The organism is Micromonospora globbae, from assembly GCF_003610785.1.
Classification (GTDB): Bacteria; Actinomycetota; Actinomycetes; order Mycobacteriales; family Micromonosporaceae; genus Micromonospora; species Micromonospora globbae.
On record NZ_RAQQ01000003.1, the window covers coordinates 167368 to 185359 of the forward strand.

Here is a 17992-nt window from a genome sequence, read left to right on the forward strand (position 1 = left end):
CCCGGGTGGTGGACGGCCGGATGAGCTTCCACAACCCGAAGATGCCCTGGTCGGAGCTGGAGCGGGTGCTGTCCGGCCGGCCCGCCGGCGGCGCGTCCGGGCGGGGGCGCTCCCGCGACGAGCGGCACCTGCACGTGGTCGACCCGCTCGCGGTGGACGCCGACGGCGGGGACAGCCCCGCCTGGAGCCGCAAGCGGGAGCAGTACCAACCGCCCGCGATGGCGCGTACCGAGGGTGCGGTCCCGTACGCGGAGCTGCACGCGCACACCAACTTCAGCTTCCTCGACGGGGCCAGCCATCCCGAGGAGCTGGCCGAGGAGGCGGCCCGGCTGGGGCTCACGGCGCTCGCCGTCACCGACCACGATGGCTTCTACGGCGTGGTGCGCTTCGCCGAGGCGGCCCGGGCGCTGCACCTGCCCACCATCTTCGGCGCCGAGCTGTCCCTCGGGCTGCCCGGCCCGCAGAACGGCGAGCCGGATCCGCTCGGGCGGCACCTGCTGGTGCTGGCCCACGGCCACGAGGGGTACGCCCGGCTCGCCTCGACCATCTCCCGGGCCCAACTGCGGGGCGGGGAGAAGGGCCGCCCGGTCTACGGCGAGCTGGAGGAGGTCGCCGAGCAACTGCGTGACCACGTGCTGGTGCTCACCGGCTGCCGCAAGGGGCACGTGCCGGCGGCCCTGCTCACCGAGGGGGTCGACGCGGCGGCCCGCGAGCTGGACCGGTTGACCGCGCTGTTCGGCGCGGAGACGGTCGCCGTGGAGCTCACCGACCACGGGCACCCGGTCGACGCCGACCGCAACGACGCGCTCGCCGACCTGGCGGCCGCCGCCGGCCTGCCCACGGTGGCCACCAACAACGTGCACTACGCGACGCCGGGGCGGCGCCGGCTCGCCACCACGGTCGCGGCCGTCCGGGCCCGGCGCAGCCTGGACGAGATCGACGGGTGGCTGCCCGCCGCCGCCACGGCCCACCTGCGCAGCGGGGAGGAGATGGCCGCCCGGTTCGCCGCGTACCCGGGCGCGGTGGCCCGGGCCGCCGAGTTCGGCGCCGAGCTCGCCTTCGACCTCCAGCTCGTCGCGCCGCAGCTGCCGGCGTACCCGGTGCCGCCCGGGCACACCGAGATGAGCTGGCTGCGGAAGCTGACCTACGACGGGGCGCGGGAACGCTACGGCCCCCCGGAGGCGCACCCGACGGCGTACGCGCAGCTCGACCACGAGCTCGACATGATCGAGACGTTGGGCTTCCCGGGCTACTTCCTGGTGGTCTACGACATCGTCACGTTCTGCCGTGAGCAGGACATCTACTGCCAGGGCCGGGGTTCGGCGGCGAACTCGGCGGTCTGCTACGCGCTGCGCATCACGAACGTCGACGCGGTGCGGCACCGGCTGCTCTTCGAGCGGTTCCTCGCGCCGGAGCGGGACGGCCCGCCCGACATCGACGTGGACATCGAGTCCGACCGCCGGGAGGAGGTGATCCAGCACGTCTACGCCCGCTACGGCCGGGAACACACCGCGCAGGTGGCCAACGTCATCTCGTACCGGCCGCGCTCGGCGGTGCGGGACGTGGCCAAGGCGTTCGGCTACTCGCCCGGGCAGCAGGACGCCTGGAGCAAGCAGATCGACCGGTGGGGCGCGGTCGCGACGGTCGACGTCGAGGACATCCCCGAGCAGGTCGTCGAGTACGCCAACGAGCTGCAGACGTTCCCCCGGCACCTGGGCATCCACTCCGGCGGGATGGTGATCTGCGACCGGCCGGTGATCGAGGTCTGCCCGGTGGAGTGGGGCCGGATGCCCGGCCGCAGCGTGCTCCAGTGGGACAAGGACGACTGCGCCGCCGTCGGCCTGGTCAAGTTCGACCTGCTCGGCCTCGGCATGCTCTCCGCGCTGCACTACGGCTACGACATGATCGGGATGAGCCTGGACCTCGGCGACATGACGCTGGACGACCCGGAGGTCTACGACATGCTCTGCCGGGCCGACTCGGTCGGGGTGTTCCAGGTGGAGAGCCGGGCGCAGATGGCCACCCTGCCCCGGCTCAAGCCCCGCGAGTTCTACGACCTGGTGGTCGAGGTGGCGCTGATCCGGCCCGGCCCGATCCAGGGCGGCTCGGTGCACCCGTACATCCGGCGCCGCAACGGCCAGGAACCGGTGACCTACCCGCACCCGCTGATGCGCAACGCGCTGGAGAAGACCCTCGGCGTGCCGCTGTTCCAGGAGCAGCTCATGCAGCTCGCCATCGACCTGGCCGGCTTCGACGCGGCCGAGGCCGACCAGCTGCGCCGGGCGATGGGCGCCAAGCGCTCGGTCGAGCGGATGGCCCGCATCGCCGACCGGCTCTACGCCGGCATGGCCGAGCGGGGCATCACCGGCGAGCTGGCCGACGACGTCTACCGCAAGCTCACCGCGTTCGCCAGCTACGGCTTCCCCGAGAGCCACGCCATGAGCTTCGCCTACCTGGTCTACGCCAGCTCGTGGCTCAAGCGCTACCACCCGGGGCCGTTCCTCGCCGCGCTGCTCAACGCCCAGCCGATGGGCTTCTACTCGCCGCAGACCCTGGTCGACGACGCCCGCCGGCACGGGGTGGAGGTACGCCGGCCGGACGTCAACGCCAGCGGCGCCCTGGCGGTGCTGGAGTCCACCCCGGACACCCGCTGGGGCAGCGTGCCGGGGGAGCCGCCGCACGCCTGGGGGCTGGGCGGCCCGGCCGTCCGGCTCGGGCTGTCCAGCGTGCGTACCCTCGGCGACGAGGTGGCCGAGCGCATCGAGGCCGAGCGGACGGCCAACGGGCCGTACCGGGACATGCCGGACCTGGCCCGGCGGGTCGGCCTCACGGCCGCGCAGCTGGAGGCGTTGGCCACCGCGGACGCGTTCGCCTGCTTCGGGCTGACCCGGAGGCAGGCCCTCTGGGCCGCCGGCGCGGCGGCGCAGGACCGGCCGGGCCGGCTGCCCGGCACGGTGACCGGCGCGAGCGCGCCGACCCTGCCCGGCATGGAGGCGGTCGACCGGCTGGTGGCCGACGTCTGGGCCACCGGGCTGTCGCCGGAGAGCCATCCGGCCCGGTTCATCCGGCCCCGCCTCGACGAACTGGGCGCCGTGCCGATCGCCCGGCTCGGCCGGGTGGAGCCCGGCCAGCGGATCCGGGTCGGCGGCATCGTCACCCACCGGCAGCGGCCGGCGACCGCCGGCGGGGTCACGTTCCTCAACCTGGAGGACGAGACCGGCATGCTCAACGTGACCTGCTCACCGGGGCTGTGGCAGCGCTACCGGCAGGTGGCCCGCACGAGCGCCGGGCTGGTGGTCCGGGGCCGGCTGCAACGGCACGAGGGGGTGGTCACCCTGGTGGCCGACCGGCTCGACGCGATCGAGCCGCCGGTCAGCCCGGCCTCCCGCGACTTCCGCTGACCCGGTCCGCGCCGCCGGGCTACCCGCCCCGGCCGGCTCAGCTCGCCAGGCCGGCGAGCGCCGTGCCGGCGCTGCCGAGCAGCCCGACCAGCACGATCCGCCGGAACACGGCCGGGTCGACGCGGTGGAACAGCCGGTTGCCCAGCCACCAGCCCAGGGGTACGGCCGGCAGCGCGACCAGGGCGGTCCGCACCGTGTCGACGTGCACCTGGCCGGTCGCCGCGAACCCGACCAGCCCCATGACGCCCGTGCCGGCGAACGTCGCGGCGAGGGTGGCCCGGAAGGTGCGCGGGTCGTACCCGAGCGAGTGGAACGCGGCGACCAGCGGCGGCCCGTTCGTGCCGGTGGCGGCGGTCAGCACCCCGACGAGCACGCCGACGGCGCCGAGCCCGACGCGGCCGGTGCGGATCCGCGCGCCGGACCAGACCAGGGCGACGCAGCCGAGCACCACCACGGCGATCGTCGCGTTGAGCGCCCGCTCCGGCGCCCGGGCGAGCACCAGCAGACCGAGCGGCAGGCCGAGCAGCGCGGTCCCGGCCAGCGCCGCCGCCACCGGCCAGCGGGCGTACGCGCGTTCCCGGACGGCGGCGACCATGGTGAGTCCGAAGCCGGTCAGCGCGGAGACCACCACGGCGCCCCGCGGGTCGATGAGCGCGGCCAGCAACGGGACGGTCACCAGCGCGAAGCCGAAGCCGCTGACCGCCTGGGCGACGGCGCCGAGCAGCACGATGCCGAACGCGGCGAGCAGCAGGGTCACCCGTCGAGCCTGACGACGCCGCCGGCGGGTGCGGCAGCCTCCCGTGTCCGATGAGAGCCCCGCCACACCGCCTCTCCGGCCCGGTCTCCCGGGGGCGGGGTTTGAAATTCCGGGGAACCGGAGAAGTGCTGGTCCGCGCGGGCAGGGTGGCACGCGCGATCTCGGGAGGATGCCATGTCACGGAAACTGCGGGCGACCGCGCTCGCCGGGGTGCTCGCCCTGGCCGTCAGCGGCTGCGGGGGAGTCGGCGGCGGCGACGACGAAGCCGGTGGCACCGCCACCAGGGGGACGCTCACCACGATGGGCTTCGGCCTCTCCGACGAGATCGCCACGACCCGGGTGGACGCCTTCAAGCGGGACCACCCCGACGTGGAGCTGAAGATCACCGAGGGCGCCTTCGACGAGCAGCAGTTCCTGTCCGCGGTGGCCGCCGGCAACCCGCCGGACCTGGTCTACATGGACCGCAAGCTCATCGGCACGTACGCCACGCGGGGTTCCATCCAGCCGCTCACCGACTGCGTCGACGAGCAGGGCATCGACATGGGGCAGTACCGGCAGGCCGCCCGGGACCAGGTCACCCTGGACGGCACGGTCTACGGGATCCCCGAGTTCTCCCAGGTGCGCGTGCTCTACCTCAACGAGGCGCTGCTGAAGCAGGCCGGGATGACCGCCGACGACGTCGACCTCGCCGACTGGGCCGGGCTGCCGGCGCTCAACGCGAAGCTCGCCAAGGTCTCCGGCGGGAAGCTCACCCGGATCGGAATCGACCCGAAGATCCCCGAGTTCCTTCCGATGTGGGCCAAGGCCAACGGCGTGGACATGATCAGTCCGGACGGGCGGACGGCGAAGCTCGACGACCCGCGGGTCGTCGAGGCGCTGACCACCGGCCTCAAGCTGATCCAGGACCAGGGCGGGTTCGGCCGGTTCAAGTCGTTCCGCGACACCTTCGACTTCTTCGGCGCGCAGAACCCGCTGGTGAAGAACCAGATCGTCGCCTGGCCCATGGAGGAGTGGTTCCTCAACCAGGCGGCCAAGAACAGCCCGAAGGCGGAGCTGGTGGTCAAGCCGTTCGTCGACCGGCAGGGCAAGCCGCTGACCATGTCCTCCGGGCAGGCCTGGGTCATCACCAAGGGCGCCAAGAACCCGGACGCCGCCTGCGCCTTCGTGAAGCAGATGACGGCCACCGACACCTGGTTCGCGGCCGCGAAGGCGCGCGCCGACGCCCGCAAGGCCGCCGGCCAGCCCTTCACGGGGGTGTGGACGGGCAACCTGAACGCCGACAAGAAGATCTTCGACGAGCTGTACCAGCCGACCGGCAACAAGCGGTTCGACGACGCCGTGGCGACCATCCGCGCCGCGCAGGACGTGGCGTTCGCCATGCCGGCGTCGCCGGCCGGCGCGGAGTTCGACAAGGCCTGGTACGACGCCGTGAACCGGGTGCTCGCCGGCCAGGAGCAGCCGGCGCCAGCCCTGGCGCGCGCCCAGCGGGAGGCGACCGCCGCGCTGGACAAGGCCGCGAAGTAGGCCGCTGATGGCCACCACCACCGTCAGCCCTCCCGCGCCGGGCGCCGCCGTCCCGGGCCGGCGGCGTCGTACGCCGCTGGCCCGGCGCGAGGCCCGCTGGGCCTGGCTGTTCCTGGCGCCGTGGATCGTCGGGTTCCTGGCGTTCCAGGCCGGCCCGATGATCGCGAGCGCGTGGCTGAGCCTCACCGAGTACGACGTGATCAACCCGCCGGAGTACACCGGGCTGGACAACTACCGGGAGCTGATGGCCGACCCGCAGGTCGCCCGCAGCCTCGGCAACACGGTGTACTACACGGCGCTGCACGTACCGCTGGTGATGCTGATCTCGCTCGGCCTGGCGCTGCTGCTCAAGCGGGTGGGCCGGTTGCAGGGGTTCTTCCGGACCGTCTTCTACCTACCGGTCATGACCCCGGCGGTGGCCGTCGGCATCCTCTTCCTGCTCCTGCTCAACACCCAGGACGGCCTCATCAACCGGGGCCTCGCGCTGGTCGGGATCGACGGCCCGAGCTGGACCACCGACCCGGACTGGGTGATGCCCGGCATCGTGCTGATGAGCCTCTGGAGCCTCGGCTCCACGGTGATCATCTACCTGGCGGCACTCCAGAACGTGCCTCGCGACCTGTACGAGGCGGCGAGCATCGACGGCGCGGGCGCCTGGGCCAGGTTCCGGCACGTGACGTTGCCGATGATCTCGGGAGCGCTGTTCTTCACGCTGGTCGTCAACACGATCGCGTCGCTGCAGATGTTCACCGAGGTCTACACCATGTACTTCGGCAACCGGCAGACCCAGACCAGCTTCAACAGCGACGCCGCGACCTTCTACGTCATCCACCTGTTCCAGGAGGCGTTCCAGTTCCTGCACATGGGCTACGCCTCGGCGATGGCCTGGCTGCTCTTCCTGATCATCATGGGAATAACGCTGGTGCAGGTGAAGCTCAGCAAACGGTTCGTGTACTACGAAGGAGAAGACCAGTGACGGGGATGAACGGTCACAACGGCGTGGCCAACGCGCGGCGGATCCGGCTCGGGGCCGGCTGGGCGCCGGAGCACCACACCGAGCCGCGCGAGTACGAGGTGACCGACGGCCCGGTCGCCAACGCCCGGCGCTCCCGGGTGGAGCGCGACCCGGCGGCGGGGGCCGAGTCGTGACCGCCGCGGTCGAGCGGAGCGCCGTCGCACCGGCCGGCGTCGAGCCGGCCGGCGGAGCGGGAGGCGCGCCGGCCGCTGTGGCAGCGGGTGCTCTTCGTGGCCGCACTGGTCGGCGCGGCGGTGATCTTCATGCTGCCGTTCGTGTGGCTGATCAGCGCCTCGCTGCGCCCCCGCGAGTACGTCTTCGCCCCCGGCTTCCTGCCGGTCCCCTTCGCGCCGGAGAACTACGCCGAGGCGTGGCGGGCGGTGCCCCTGGTCACGTGGCTGCTCAACAGCCTGGTCGTCGGGGTGGCCGCCGCGGCGGCCGTCACCCTCTCCAGCGCCTGGGTGGCGTTCGGCTTCGCGTACTTCCGGTTCCCCGGGCGGAACCTGCTCTTCGGGCTGGTGCTCGCCACCATGATGCTGCCGTTCGCGGTCACCATGATCCCGACGTACCTGATCTGGTCGGAGCTGCGGCTGACCGACACCCAGGTGCCGCTCTGGGCGGGCAACCTGTTCGGCTCGGCGTTCTACATCTTCCTGCTGCGGCAGTTCCTGCTGTCGCTGCCCCGCGAGTACTTCGAGGCGGCCCGGATGGACGGGGCCAGCTACCCGCAGCTGTTCTGGAAGCTCGCCTTCCCGCTGATCCGCCCGGCCCTGCTCGTGGCGTTCGTCTTCGAGTTCAAGGCGAGCTGGACCGACCTGCTCAAGCCGCTCATCTACCTGCGCGACGAGCACCTCTACACGCTGCCGCGGGGGCTCAAGGTGGTGCTCGACCGGTTCGGCTACGGCGGCGAGCAGCAGTGGGAGGTGGTGCTGGCCGGCAGCGTCATCTCCACCGTACCCATGATCATCCTGTTCTTCCTCGCCCAGCGGCACTTCATCGAGGGCATCGCCACCGGCGGCCGCAAGGGCTGAGCGGGCGGGCGCGCGCCGACCGTTCCGGCGGCGGAGGGCCCACTGCCGGCACCGCACGGCGTGACTAGGCTCGACCGGGTGGAGGAGACCCCCCGAGGCCCGTTCGCCGGGCCGCCGCTGACCCCCCGTACCGCCGTGATCTGGTCGGTGCTGCGTGCCGAGCTGGACCGGCGGGGTGACGCCGAACTCACCGTGCTCGACGTGGGCGGCGGCACCGGTGGCTTCGCCGTGCCGCTGGCCCGGGCCGGCCACCGGGTGACCGTGGTCGACGCCAGCCCGGACGCCCTCGCCGCGCTGACCCGCCGCGCCGCCGAGGCCGGCGTCGCCGACCGGGTGGTCGCCCTCCAGGGCGACGGCGACGCCCTCGCCGGCCTCGTCGAACCGGCCAGCGCCGACCTGGTGCTCTGCCACGCCGTGCTCGAGGTGGTCGACGACCCGACGCCGGTGGTGGCCGCGCTCGCCACCGCGCTGCGGCCGGGCGGCGCGGCGAGCGTGCTGGTGGCCGGCCGTGCCGCCGCCGTGCTCGCCCGCGCGATGACCGGCCACCTGGAGGTGGCGGCCACCCTGGCGGCGGACCCGGCCGGCAGCGCCGGCCCCCGCGACACGCTGCGCCGGCGCTACGACGCCGACGGCGCCGCCGCGCTGCTGCGCGCCGCCGGGCTGGAGGTCGAGGAGATCCACGGCGTACGCGTCCTCGCCGACCTGCTGCCCGCCCCGGTCGCCGACGGCCAGCCGGGACTCCTCGTCGAGTTGGAGCGGACGCTGGCCGGCCGGCCGCCCTACCGGGACCTCGCCGCCCAGCTGCACCTGTTCGCCCGCCGGCCGGCATGACGGACGCCGCCACGCCGCGCCCCCGGGGTTCGGCCACTCCCGACGCCGGCATCCCGCCCGAGCGGGACCCGTTCGCCCTGGTCACGCCCCGGTACGGCGACGGCAGTCTCGCCGACGTGCTGCCCAGCGCGCTCGCCGTGCTCGGGGTGCCCGGGGCGACCGACCGCCTCGGGCTGAGCGGGCGGCTGGCCGGCGTACGCCGGATCGCCGTCCTGCTCGTCGACGGCCTCGGCTGGCACCAGATCCCCACGGCCGCCCCGTACGCGCCGACGCTCGCCGGGCTCGCCGCCACCGCGGGCCGCCCGCTGACCTCCGGCTTCCCCTCGACCACCCCGACGAGCCTCGTGACGCTCGGCACCGGTGCGGCGCCCGGCGCCCACGGTGTGCTCGGCTTCACGGTGCGGGTCCCCGGCACGGAGCGGGTGCTCACCCACATCGAGTGGGCCGCCGACCCGGATCCGATGCGCTGGCAGCCGGTGCCGACCCAGCTGGAGCGGGCCCGCGCGGCCGGGGTGGCCGTGACCGTGGTGAGCCGCCCCGAGTTCGGTGGCAGCGGCCTGACCGTGGCCGCCAACCGGGGCGGGGACTACCGGGGCGCGGCCGGGGTCGACGCGCTCGCCACCACGATGCTGGCCGCGCTGACCGCCGGAACCGGCCCCACCCTGGTCTCCGGCTACCACCCCGACCTGGACCGACACGGCCACCTCACCGGGGTCGACTCGGCCCCGTGGCGGGTCGCGGCGACGGAGGTGGACGCGTTGCTCGCCCGGCTCGTCGACGGCCTGCCGCCGGACGGCGCGCTGCTCGTCACGGCCGACCACGGCCAGCTCGACGTGCCCGCGGCGCACCGGTTCGACCTCGACACCGATCCGCGGCTCCGAGCCGGGATCGAGGTCGTCGCCGGCGAGCCCCGGGTGCGCTACCTGCACGTCACGCCGGGGGCGGTCGACGACGTGGTGGCCGCCTGGTCGGCGGTGCTCGGCGACGCGGCCCGCGTCCGTACGCGGGAGGAGGCGGTCGCGTCCGGCTGGTTCGGCCCGGTCCCCGAGGAGCACCTGGCGCGCATCGGCGACGTGGTGGTGACCTGCAACGGCACGTACGCGGTGCTGGCCACCCGGTCGGAGAACCCGTTCGCGTCGCGGCTCGTGGCGTACCACGGATCGGACACGGCCGCCGAGATGACCATCCCGCTGCTCGTGGTGCGGGGCTGAGGCGCCTCGTCGTACCCGGGCGTTAGCCTGCGCGCATGGGCCGCAGCCAGTCGTTGCCCCGGGGCGGTGATCCGCGCTTCGGGCCGGACGCCGACGACTCCGGCTGCCCCGTCCTGCACGTCGACATGGACGCCTTCTTCGCCTCGGTGGAGGTGCGGCGCCGGCCCGAGCTGCGCGGCCGTCCCGTCGTGGTGGGCGGCGTCGGCCCGCGCGGAGTGGTCAGCTCGGCCAGCTACGAGGCGCGCCGCTACGGCGTACGCAGCGCCATGCCGACGATGCGCGCGCGGGCGCTCTGCCCGCACGCGGTCTACCTCCCGCCCGACTTCACGGCCTACAGCGACGCCTCCCGGGCGGTGATGCAGATCTTCCGGGACGTCACCCCGCTGGTCGAGCCGCTCTCCCTCGACGAGGCGTTCCTCGACGTGTCCGGCGCCCGCCGGCTCTTCGGGTCACCGGCCGCGATCGCCCGCCGGATCCGGGCCCGGGTGGCGCGGGAGCAGGGCCTGACCTGCTCGGTGGGGGTGGCGCCCAGCAAGTTCGTGGCCAAGCTCGGCTCGACCCGGGCCAAGCCCGACGGGCTGCTGGTGGTGCCGGCGGCCCGGGTGCTCGACTTCCTCCACCCGCTGCCGGTCGACGCGCTGTGGGGGGTGGGGGAGCGCACCGCGCAGACGCTGCGCCGGCTCGGCCTGGCCACCATCGGCGACCTGGCCGAGGCGCCGTACGCGATGCTGCGCAAGGCGCTCGGCGAGGCCGCCGCCGCGCACCTGCACGACCTGGCGTGGGGGCGCGACCCGCGGGCGGTGAGCCCGGAGCAGGTGGAGAAGTCGATCGGGGCGGAGGTCACCTTCGACGTCGACGTGACCGAGCCGGAGGAGATCCGCCGCGCCCTGCTCGGGCTGGCCGACAAGGTCGGCACCCGGCTGCGCCGGGCCGGCCAGGTGGGTCGGACGATCTCGCTGAAGGTGCGGCTGGCCGACTTCCGCACGGTCACCCGCTCACGCACCCTGCCGGTGCCCACCGACACGGCCCGGGAGATGTTCGACACGGTCTGGGCGCTCTACGCGGCGCTGGCGCCGGCCGAGCCGGTCCGGCTGGTCGGCGTCCGGGCCGAGGGGCTCGCCGCCGCGGGCGACACGCCGCGCCAGCTCGCCCTCGGTGCCCCGGAACGGGGCTGGCGGGAGGCGGAAGCCGCCGCGGACGCCGCTGCTGCCCGATTCGGGCGGTCCGTCATAGGTCCGGCCAGTCTGCTCGGCAACCGTGATCCGCACCGAATCGAAAATCCACCCCGGCCATAGGTCGTCCCGCTTTCCGACGCGCGACCCCCCTCGTAGACTAGCGGGTAAGCAGCCGGTTGGCTGCCACGGTCTGTCGGCCCGAACGGGCCGACCAACGTGACCGGGGAGGAGTGCCGTGCCGCTCTCGGAGCACGAGCAGCGGCTGTTCGAGCAGATCGAGCGGTCGCTTGCCGAGGACCCCAAATTCGCCTCGGCCGTGCGCGCCAGCGATCCGCGTTTCCACGCGCGGCGTCGTCTGCTCGTCGCTGCCGGCGTCATCATCGCTGGCCTGGCCCTGCTGGTCTATGGCGCGGTGATCAAGACCCCACCGCTGGCGGTGGCGGGTTTCGTCGTCATGCTGGCGTCGGCCGCCTACGCGGTCCAGTCGCACCGCCGGGCCCAGTCACCCGACCTCCACGTGGTCGGCGGCACGACGAGCCGCCGCCGCGGTCGTGGTCGCTCCGGTCGACGGCTGTCGTTCATCGACCGCATGGAGGACCGGTGGCGCCAGCGCCCGGAGGGGCACCGCTGACGCCGGCCCGCCGCTGAGCCGCCGCCCCGCCCGTCCCCGGGCGGACACCGACCCGTCCCGCCGACGCGGGCCGGGCCACCGCCGTTCGCGGCGGGCCGTGGCTGTTCCCACGTTCGTCGTCAGCCGGCGCCGAGTCACCGGGGCGACCTTTCTCGGGCCACCCCGGTGACACACGCGCGCCGTGGCGTCAGCGCGCCGTTCGGCCGGCGATCACGCGGCGGGGGTTCCACCGCAGCAGCCGGTGGCGGGCCTGCCCGACGACCGCCACGAGACGGGCCGAGGTGTCCGCCATGGCGATCCGCCACCGCAGCAGCACCGACGGCGGCAGCACGGCGGCGAGCAGGCGGGTCCGCCGGTCGGCGTCCGCGGCCAGCGCGCCGCGGACCGCCCGCAGCGCCGGGGCGAGCGGCTCGCCCGTGAGCGGGTCCCGTGCGTACCGGGCCCGTTCCTCGGCCCGGCCGAGCAGCCGCATCGCGGTGACCGCCTCGGCGTGGCTGCTCAGCGCGTCCTGCACGAGGCGGTCGGCCGTCGCCCGCGGGGTCTCCGTCCGGTCGATCCGCACCCGGTAGTCCACGAGCGTGTCGAGCAGCTCGTCCCAGGCGGCGTGCGCGTCCGCCCGGGCGCGGTCGGCGTCCCCGCCCACCACGACCATCCGGGTGCCGCCCGCCGGGCCGACGCCGACGTCCTCGACGGTGGCCGCGGCGGAGGCGGGTGCCCGGCCGCCCCGGCGGCGGCGCAACGCGACGCGGCGCAGCGCCGGCACGGCGAGCAGCAGCAGGAGGGCCAGCGCGCCGGCGGCCCACCAGGGCCAGACCGGAGCCTGCTCGGTGGGGGTGTCCGAGCCGATGGAGAGACCGGTGTCGGTGTCCTCGTCGGCCTTGTCCGAGCCCACCGCGCCGGGGGACGCGTCCGGGTCGACCGGCGGGTCCACCCCGCCGGGGCTCTCGGTGATCGGGTCCGGCGCGTCCGTGTCCGGCGCCCAGGCCGAACGGGTGGAGCCGGCCACGCCGTACGCCGGGGTGGCGTCGAAGGGCACCCAGCCGATCTCGTCGAAGTAGACCTCCGTCCAGGCGTGCAGGTTGCGGTTGGTGAGCGTGTACGTGTCGCCGTTTCGGTTGCTGCCGTTGGTGAAGCCGAACGCCACCCGGGCCGGGATGTTGGCCGCCCGGACCAGCCACGCCATGGCGGCCGCGTACTGCTGGCAGAAGCCGACCTTGTTGGTGAGGAAGTCGACGATGTCCTGCCCGCTGGTGCCGGTCTCGGTGCTCAGCCGGTAGCTGAACCCGTTGTCCGCCGAGAAGTAGTCGTAGATGGCGCGGACCTTGTCGTACTCGGTGGTCTTGCCGCGGATGAGCCGCGTCACCAGCTCGGTCACCTCGGGCACCGGCGGGGTCGCGGTCTGCTGGCGACGCTTCAGCGGGTGGTCGGCCGGCAGTTTCCGGGAGTTCCGCAGCGCCGCCGGCGTGTACGTCGAGCGGACGTACTCGAACGAGTACCGCTTGCCGCGCGAGTTCTCGCGGTTGGAGAAGACGATCTGCCGGTCGTTGTCGTAGTACCAGTTCGCGTTCAGGTCCTCGACGTTCGCCGGCTCGCTGTAGAACGGCAGCAGCGGCATCGCGAGGTCCCGGCTGGTCTCGACGGTGGCCTGGTACCGGCGTTGCTCGATGCCGGGGCCCACCCGCTCCGCGGGGTCGGGCAGGTCACGGACCGGCTTCCCGCTCGGGTTGGTCACCCGGAAGCCGTCGGACCGCAGCTCGTCGGCCACGCCGAAGCGCAGGTAGAACGGGCTGGGCTCGTTCGTGGTGACCTTGACGAGGTCGACCACCTCGGACTCGTTGAGCCGGCCGCTGAGCGCGGCGAACAGGTCGATCCGCCCGGGGTTGCCGCCCTGGCCGGCCCGTCCGTTGCCGTTGCCGCCGCCCCCGCCGCCACCCAGGTTGTCGAGGAGGCTGCCGTTCATACCCGGGACGGGCACGAGCGGCAGCAGCACGGCCACGGCCACGCCGAGGACCGCCAGCCGCCGGCCGGCGGCGGCCAGCGGAGACGCCTCCCACACGTCGACGTCGCGCCCGTCGCCGGTGAACCGGCGGCCGAACCGGCGGACCCGGTCGACGTTGTCGGCGACCAGCAGCCACAGGTAGCCGGCCGCACCGATCACGAACGGCACGGGCGGGACGCTGTCGACGTAGACGGCGACCGGGACCGAGTAGATGGCGAGCATCGGCAGGCCGGCGAGCGCCGGCCGGCGCAGGCCCACGGCGAGCAGGTCGACGACCACGGCCACCGACCCGACACCGAGCGTCGTGATGAACAGCAGCGGGTCGGTGTCGGGCACCTCCACGCCGTACGAGCGCATGTCCTGCACCGAGCCGCCCAGCAGCTCGCCGAAGTGCGCGAACGTGGTCGGCGTCGGGACGATGGCGAGCAGCTCGCTGCCGGAGGGGAAGAGCCAGGTCAGCGCGAGCGCCAGCCCGGCCAGCATGCCGAGCACCTGCGCCCAGAGCGGTGCCCGCAGCGCGCGGGCCAGCGCGGCCGCCCCGGCCACCACGGCGACCGCGATGGCCGCGTCGATGAGCCAGGTCCAGCGTTCGAAGATGGCCGACAGCGGCGCCGCCGCGAGCAGGGTCGCCCCGGCGGCCACCAGGCCGAGGTGCCGACGGCCGGTCATGACGCCATCCCTCCCCTCATGCCGTTGCTCCGCGATGCCTGCGGCCCTCCGCGCCGGCCCGCCCGCCGGCTCACCGCATGCCTCCGGCCACCGTCTCGGCCAGCGCGGCGCGCAGCGCGAACCCCTGCGAGCCCCGGGCCGCCTGCGGCCACAGCCCCGGCAACTGGCTGCCGTGGTCGACGCCGATGACGCGCCACCCGCTCTGGAGCAGCGCCAGCGCGGCGGCCGCGTGCGTGCGCTCCGCCTCGGCCCGCGCCTTCTCCGGCAGGCTCAGCCAGGTGGAGCTGTTGATCACGAAACCGACGCAGGTCGCGCCGTTGGCGCGCAGCCCGGCGAGCAGTTCCGCCTCGGCGGTGCTGAGCGAGCCGAACAGGCCGATGATGAGCCCGCCGTCGGACCGTTGCCGGACCCGCTGCACGAGCCCGCCCACCTCGACGCGCTGGTCCAGGCGCACCTCGGCGAGCTGGTCGAGCAGCAGCCCGTCGCCGGCCGCCTCGGAGGCGTCCACGTCCGCGCCGGAGCCGGTGACGAGACGCAGCTTGTAGCCGGACTGGCGCAGGTGCACGGCGATGCTCGCGGCGGCGGAGACCGCCCACTCGAAGCTGGCCGTCGGGCCCTCGCCGCGGTGGCCGTACGCCCGGGTGTCCAGCACCACGGTCGCCCGGCTCTCCCAGGGCTGCTCCTCCCGGCGCACCATCAGCTCGCCCGTGCGGGCGGTCGACTTCCAGTGCACCCGGCGCAGGTCGTCGCCCATCCGGTACTCCCGCGTGGCCGCGTCGTCCTCACCGTGCACGGCCACCGAACGGGCCCGGCTGTCGCCGCTGCCGGCGTACTCGCCCGGCAACCGGACCGGCGGCAGGGGAGTGACCTGCGGGATCACCGTGAGGTGGTCGACGCTCGGGAAGGCGCGGCTGAGTTCGCACAGGCCGAACGGGTCGGTCAGCCGCACCACGAGGGGGCCCACCTCGTAGCGGCCCCGCACGTCGGCCCGCACCGTGTACGCCACCGAGCTGGCCTGGTGCGCCCCCAACCGTTCCAGCACCACGCGCGGCCGGCTGCCCAGCGCGTACGGCAGGCGGTCCTCCAGCAGCAGCGTCCCGGTGGGCAGGCGGGACAGGTTCTGCAGCCGCAGCACCACCCGCGAGCTGGCCCCGACGGGCGCCCGGTGCGGATCCAGCGAGCGGTTGCAGGCCAGCTTGTACCGGCTGCGGCCCACGTAGGCGGCGGCGAGCAGCGGCAGCACGGCCAGCAGCACGGCCACCCGGAGCAGGTCCTTCTCGCCGAGGATCCCGGCCGAGATCGCCGCGGCCACGGCGGCCGCCAGGAACGAGCGGCCCCGGGTGGTCAGCCCGCGGAGCCCTTCGCGCACCTCACGGCCTCCGCGGCTCGTACGGCCCGCGGCCCTGGCCCGGCGCCGCCGGTCGGGTGTCGTACGGCGAGCGCTTGCGGTCGTGCGGGAGCGGCAGGCGGTGCACCAGCTCGGAGACGATCGCGTCGGTGGTGCGCCGGGCCAGCTGCGCGTCGGCGGTCGGGATGATGCGGTGCGCGAGCACCGGCACGGCCAGCACCTGGAGGTCGTCGGGGAGGACGTAGTCGCGACCCTCGAGGGCGGCCACCGCGCGGGCGGTGCGCAGCAGCTGGAGGGTGGCCCGGGGGGACGCGCCCAGCCGCAGGTCGGGAGCCTCACGGGTGGCGGTGACCAGGTCGATGGCGTACTGCTTCACGGCGTCGGCCACGTGCACCTGGCGCACGGTGGCGATGAGCTGCCGGACCGTGGCGGCGTCGGAGACGGGGTGCAGGCCGTCGAGCGGGTCGGTGGCGCCGTGCCCGTCGAGCATCGCGAGCTCGGCGCCCGCGTCGGGGTACCCCATGGCGATGCGCGCGGTGAACCGGTCGCGCTGGGCCTCGGGCAGCGGGTAGGTGCCCTCCATCTCGATCGGGTTCTGCGTGGCGATGACCATGAAGGGGGTCTGCAGCTGGTAGGTCACGCCGTCGACGGTGACCTGCCGCTCCTCCATGCACTCCAGCAGCGCCGACTGGGTCTTCGGCGAGGCCCGGTTGATCTCGTCGCCGACGACGAGGTTGGCGAAGACCGCGCCGGGCCGGAACTCGAAGTCGTGCGTCTCCTGGTTGTAGACGCTGACGCCCGTGACGTCGCTGGGGAGCAGGTCGGGCGTGAACTGGATGCGCCGGACGGAACAGTCGATGGACCGCGCGAGGGCCTTGGCGAGCTTCGTCTTGCCGACACCGGGGACGTCCTCGATGAGGAGGTGGCCCTCGGCGAGCAGGACGGCCAGGGCGAGGCGTACGGTGGCCGTCTTGCCCTCGATGACCTGCTCGATGTTGGCCACGATGGCCTCGCTGGCGGCGCGGAACTCGTCGTGCGGCAGCAGACCGCCCACCTCGTCCCAGGTCTGTTGTGTCACGGGCCTCCTCCTCGTCGCCGGAACGGCAGCTCTGTGAAGAGCAGCTGGACCCGCCGTTGGGTTCGCGACGCCGAGCCTCGTCTGCCGCACACATCTCACTGGCCTCTCAGGCTAACCATGTTTCTCGCCGTCGCCGACCCCCGCAGCCGGTCGGCGGCTTACGCCCGGAATATTCGCCGGACCGGGGGACGACTGGGCCTGCCGGAACGGGGTAGTTCCCCCGGTCGGACCCACGACGGCGGCGGGCGGGGGCGGTGCGGGTGGTACTGGAGACGTACGGCGACACCGGCGACGGCGGGGTCCGGCTCGGCGGCGGGGCGGCGCGGTGGCACCTGTACGACGACCACGTGCACCTCACGCCGCACCACACCGGCGGCCGGCTGGCCCGCTTCGAGGCCGAGCTGCTGCCGTTCGTCGAGGACCTGGACGCCTGCGCCCTGGCGGTCATCGACATGCAGAACGACTTCTGCTCCCCCGGCGGCTGGACGGACCGCTCCGGCCTGGACCACACCGCCTGCCGGGCGGCCGTCCCGGGGGCCGTACGGGCGGTCGAGGCGGCCCGCCGGCACGGCATGCGGGTCATCTGGATCTACTGGCACAACCGGCCCGACCTGCGCAACCTCGGCGCGCCCACGCTCTGGTCCTTCAAGCACCGAACGGACCAGGCGGGCATCGGCGAGGAGCTGGACCGGGGCCGGGTGCTCACCGAGGGGTCGTGGGGCGCCAGCCTCGTCGACGAGCTGGCGGAGCTGGTCGACGCGGACGACATCCGGGTGCCGAAGTTCCGCATGAACGGCTTCCACGGCACCCAGCTCGACCAGGTGCTGCGTACGCAGGGGGTCCGCACGCTCTTCCTGGCCGGGGTGAACGTCGACCAGTGCGTCAGCACGACCATGGAGGACGCCTACTTCCGCGACTACGGTGCCGTCCTGCTCGCCGACGCCACGGCCACCTCCAGCCCCGCCTACTGCAAGGAAGCGGTGATCTTCAACGCCAAGCAGTGCTGGGGGTTCGTCACCACCACCGAGCGGTTCGCCGCGCCCGACCCGTACCCGGCGGGGGCGGGCTGAGCGGCGCGGACCGTCCCGAGCAGTGGTAGCGGTCCACCGGCCGGTCGGGGACTGGGGGTACACTGCGGTCATGGCCGGAGTCTTCCTGCTTCTTACCGGGCCGTGCTGATGCGCTGACACGCGCGACAGCACGGCGGCCCCTCCTGCGCGAGGGGCTTTTTTGTGCCCGTCGCCCGTCGGCCGGCGACGGGCGCGAGCACCGGTGAGCCCGAGCCGGAGAGCACGGCGAGCCGGGTGAGCACAGACCCCACG

Annotated in this window: 14 protein-coding genes; 10 read left to right on the plus strand and 4 right to left on the minus strand. The window is 74.1% G+C overall.

What is annotated here, in order from left to right; genetic code table 11:
• Positions 1-20: 20 nt before the first annotated feature.
• Complete coding sequence (locus tag D7I43_RS05185) at positions 21-3401, plus strand: error-prone DNA polymerase (protein WP_120327419.1); 3381 nt, start codon at positions 21-23, stop codon at positions 3399-3401.
• A 37-nt stretch (positions 3402-3438) separates the two neighbouring features.
• Here the strand turns inward: D7I43_RS05185 and D7I43_RS05190 are convergent, their stop codons facing one another.
• Positions 3439-4158: a sulfite exporter TauE/SafE family protein gene (locus D7I43_RS05190; protein ID WP_158610071.1), complete on the minus strand. Its 720-nt coding sequence runs from the start codon at positions 4156-4158 to the stop codon at positions 3439-3441.
• Between the two features lie 174 nt (positions 4159-4332).
• Here D7I43_RS05190 and D7I43_RS05195 point away from each other — a divergent pair, with 174 nt between their 5' ends.
• The 8 genes from D7I43_RS05195 (at position 4333) to D7I43_RS05225 (ending at position 11576) form a co-directional block, all read left to right on the plus strand.
• Positions 4333-5682 carry an extracellular solute-binding protein gene (locus D7I43_RS05195; RefSeq protein ID WP_120327227.1) on the plus strand — a complete coding sequence of 450 codons (1350 nt, stop codon included), beginning with the start codon at positions 4333-4335 and terminating at the stop codon, positions 5680-5682.
• 7 nt (positions 5683-5689) lie between these two features.
• Positions 5690-6658, plus strand: coding sequence for a carbohydrate ABC transporter permease (locus D7I43_RS05200; protein ID WP_120327228.1), 969 nt, complete (start codon positions 5690-5692; stop codon positions 6656-6658).
• Positions 6655-6831 carry a hypothetical protein gene (locus D7I43_RS32685; protein ID WP_158610072.1) on the plus strand — a complete coding sequence of 59 codons (177 nt, stop codon included), beginning with the start codon at positions 6655-6657 and terminating at the stop codon, positions 6829-6831. Before D7I43_RS05200 ends, D7I43_RS32685 begins: the two co-directional genes overlap by 4 nt.
• Before the next feature lie 96 nt (positions 6832-6927).
• A complete protein-coding gene (locus D7I43_RS05205) occupies positions 6928-7728 on the plus strand; it encodes a carbohydrate ABC transporter permease (RefSeq protein ID WP_240032805.1) in 801 nt (266 codons plus the stop codon).
• Between the two features lie 60 nt (positions 7729-7788).
• Complete coding sequence (locus D7I43_RS05210) at positions 7789-8559, plus strand: methyltransferase domain-containing protein (RefSeq protein WP_120327229.1); 771 nt, start codon at positions 7789-7791, stop codon at positions 8557-8559.
• Positions 8556-9770 (plus strand): alkaline phosphatase family protein, encoded by a 1215-nt coding sequence (locus tag D7I43_RS05215; RefSeq protein ID WP_120327230.1) that lies wholly within the window; start codon positions 8556-8558, stop codon positions 9768-9770. Before D7I43_RS05210 ends, D7I43_RS05215 begins: the two co-directional genes overlap by 4 nt.
• Before the next feature lie 35 nt (positions 9771-9805).
• On the plus strand, positions 9806-11065 hold the full coding sequence (locus D7I43_RS05220; RefSeq protein WP_120327231.1) for a DNA polymerase IV: 1260 nt from the start codon (positions 9806-9808) through the stop codon (positions 11063-11065).
• A gap of 115 nt (positions 11066-11180) precedes the next feature.
• On the plus strand, positions 11181-11576 hold the full coding sequence (locus D7I43_RS05225) for a DUF3040 domain-containing protein (RefSeq protein ID WP_120327232.1): 396 nt from the start codon (positions 11181-11183) through the stop codon (positions 11574-11576).
• 187 nt (positions 11577-11763) lie between these two features.
• On the opposite strand, the gene D7I43_RS05230 is transcribed toward D7I43_RS05225, so the two are convergent.
• From D7I43_RS05230 to D7I43_RS05240, 3 genes are all read right to left on the minus strand, one after another.
• Positions 11764-14244: a transglutaminase TgpA family protein gene (locus tag D7I43_RS05230; RefSeq protein WP_120327233.1), complete on the minus strand. Its 2481-nt coding sequence runs from the start codon at positions 14242-14244 to the stop codon at positions 11764-11766.
• A gap of 70 nt (positions 14245-14314) precedes the next feature.
• Positions 14315-15613, minus strand: coding sequence for a DUF58 domain-containing protein (locus tag D7I43_RS05235; RefSeq protein ID WP_120327234.1), 1299 nt, complete (start codon positions 15611-15613; stop codon positions 14315-14317).
• Position 15614: 1 nt separating this feature from the next.
• On the minus strand, positions 15615-16670 hold the full coding sequence (locus tag D7I43_RS05240; RefSeq protein WP_120327235.1) for an AAA family ATPase: 1056 nt from the start codon (positions 16668-16670) through the stop codon (positions 15615-15617).
• Positions 16671-16924: 254 nt separating this feature from the next.
• On the opposite strand from D7I43_RS05240, the gene D7I43_RS05245 reads away from it, so the two are divergent.
• Positions 16925-17740, plus strand: coding sequence for a cysteine hydrolase family protein (locus D7I43_RS05245; protein WP_120327236.1), 816 nt, complete (start codon positions 16925-16927; stop codon positions 17738-17740).
• The last annotated feature ends 252 nt before the right edge of the window (positions 17741-17992 follow it).

Coding starts and splice junctions, on each gene's coding strand:
- D7I43_RS05215 (WP_120327230.1), top strand. CDS start 8,556: ATGACGGACGCCGCCACGCCGCGCCCCCGGGGTTCGGCCACTCCCGAC.
- D7I43_RS05195 (WP_120327227.1), top strand. CDS start 4,333: ATGTCACGGAAACTGCGGGCGACCGCGCTCGCCGGGGTGCTCGCCCTG.
- D7I43_RS05220 (WP_120327231.1), top strand. CDS start 9,806: ATGGGCCGCAGCCAGTCGTTGCCCCGGGGCGGTGATCCGCGCTTCGGG.
- D7I43_RS05200 (WP_120327228.1), top strand. CDS start 5,690: ATGGCCACCACCACCGTCAGCCCTCCCGCGCCGGGCGCCGCCGTCCCG.
- D7I43_RS05230 (WP_120327233.1), bottom strand. CDS start 14,244: ATGACCGGCCGTCGGCACCTCGGCCTGGTGGCCGCCGGGGCGACCCTG.
- D7I43_RS05185 (WP_120327419.1), top strand. CDS start 21: ATGAGCTTCCACAACCCGAAGATGCCCTGGTCGGAGCTGGAGCGGGTG.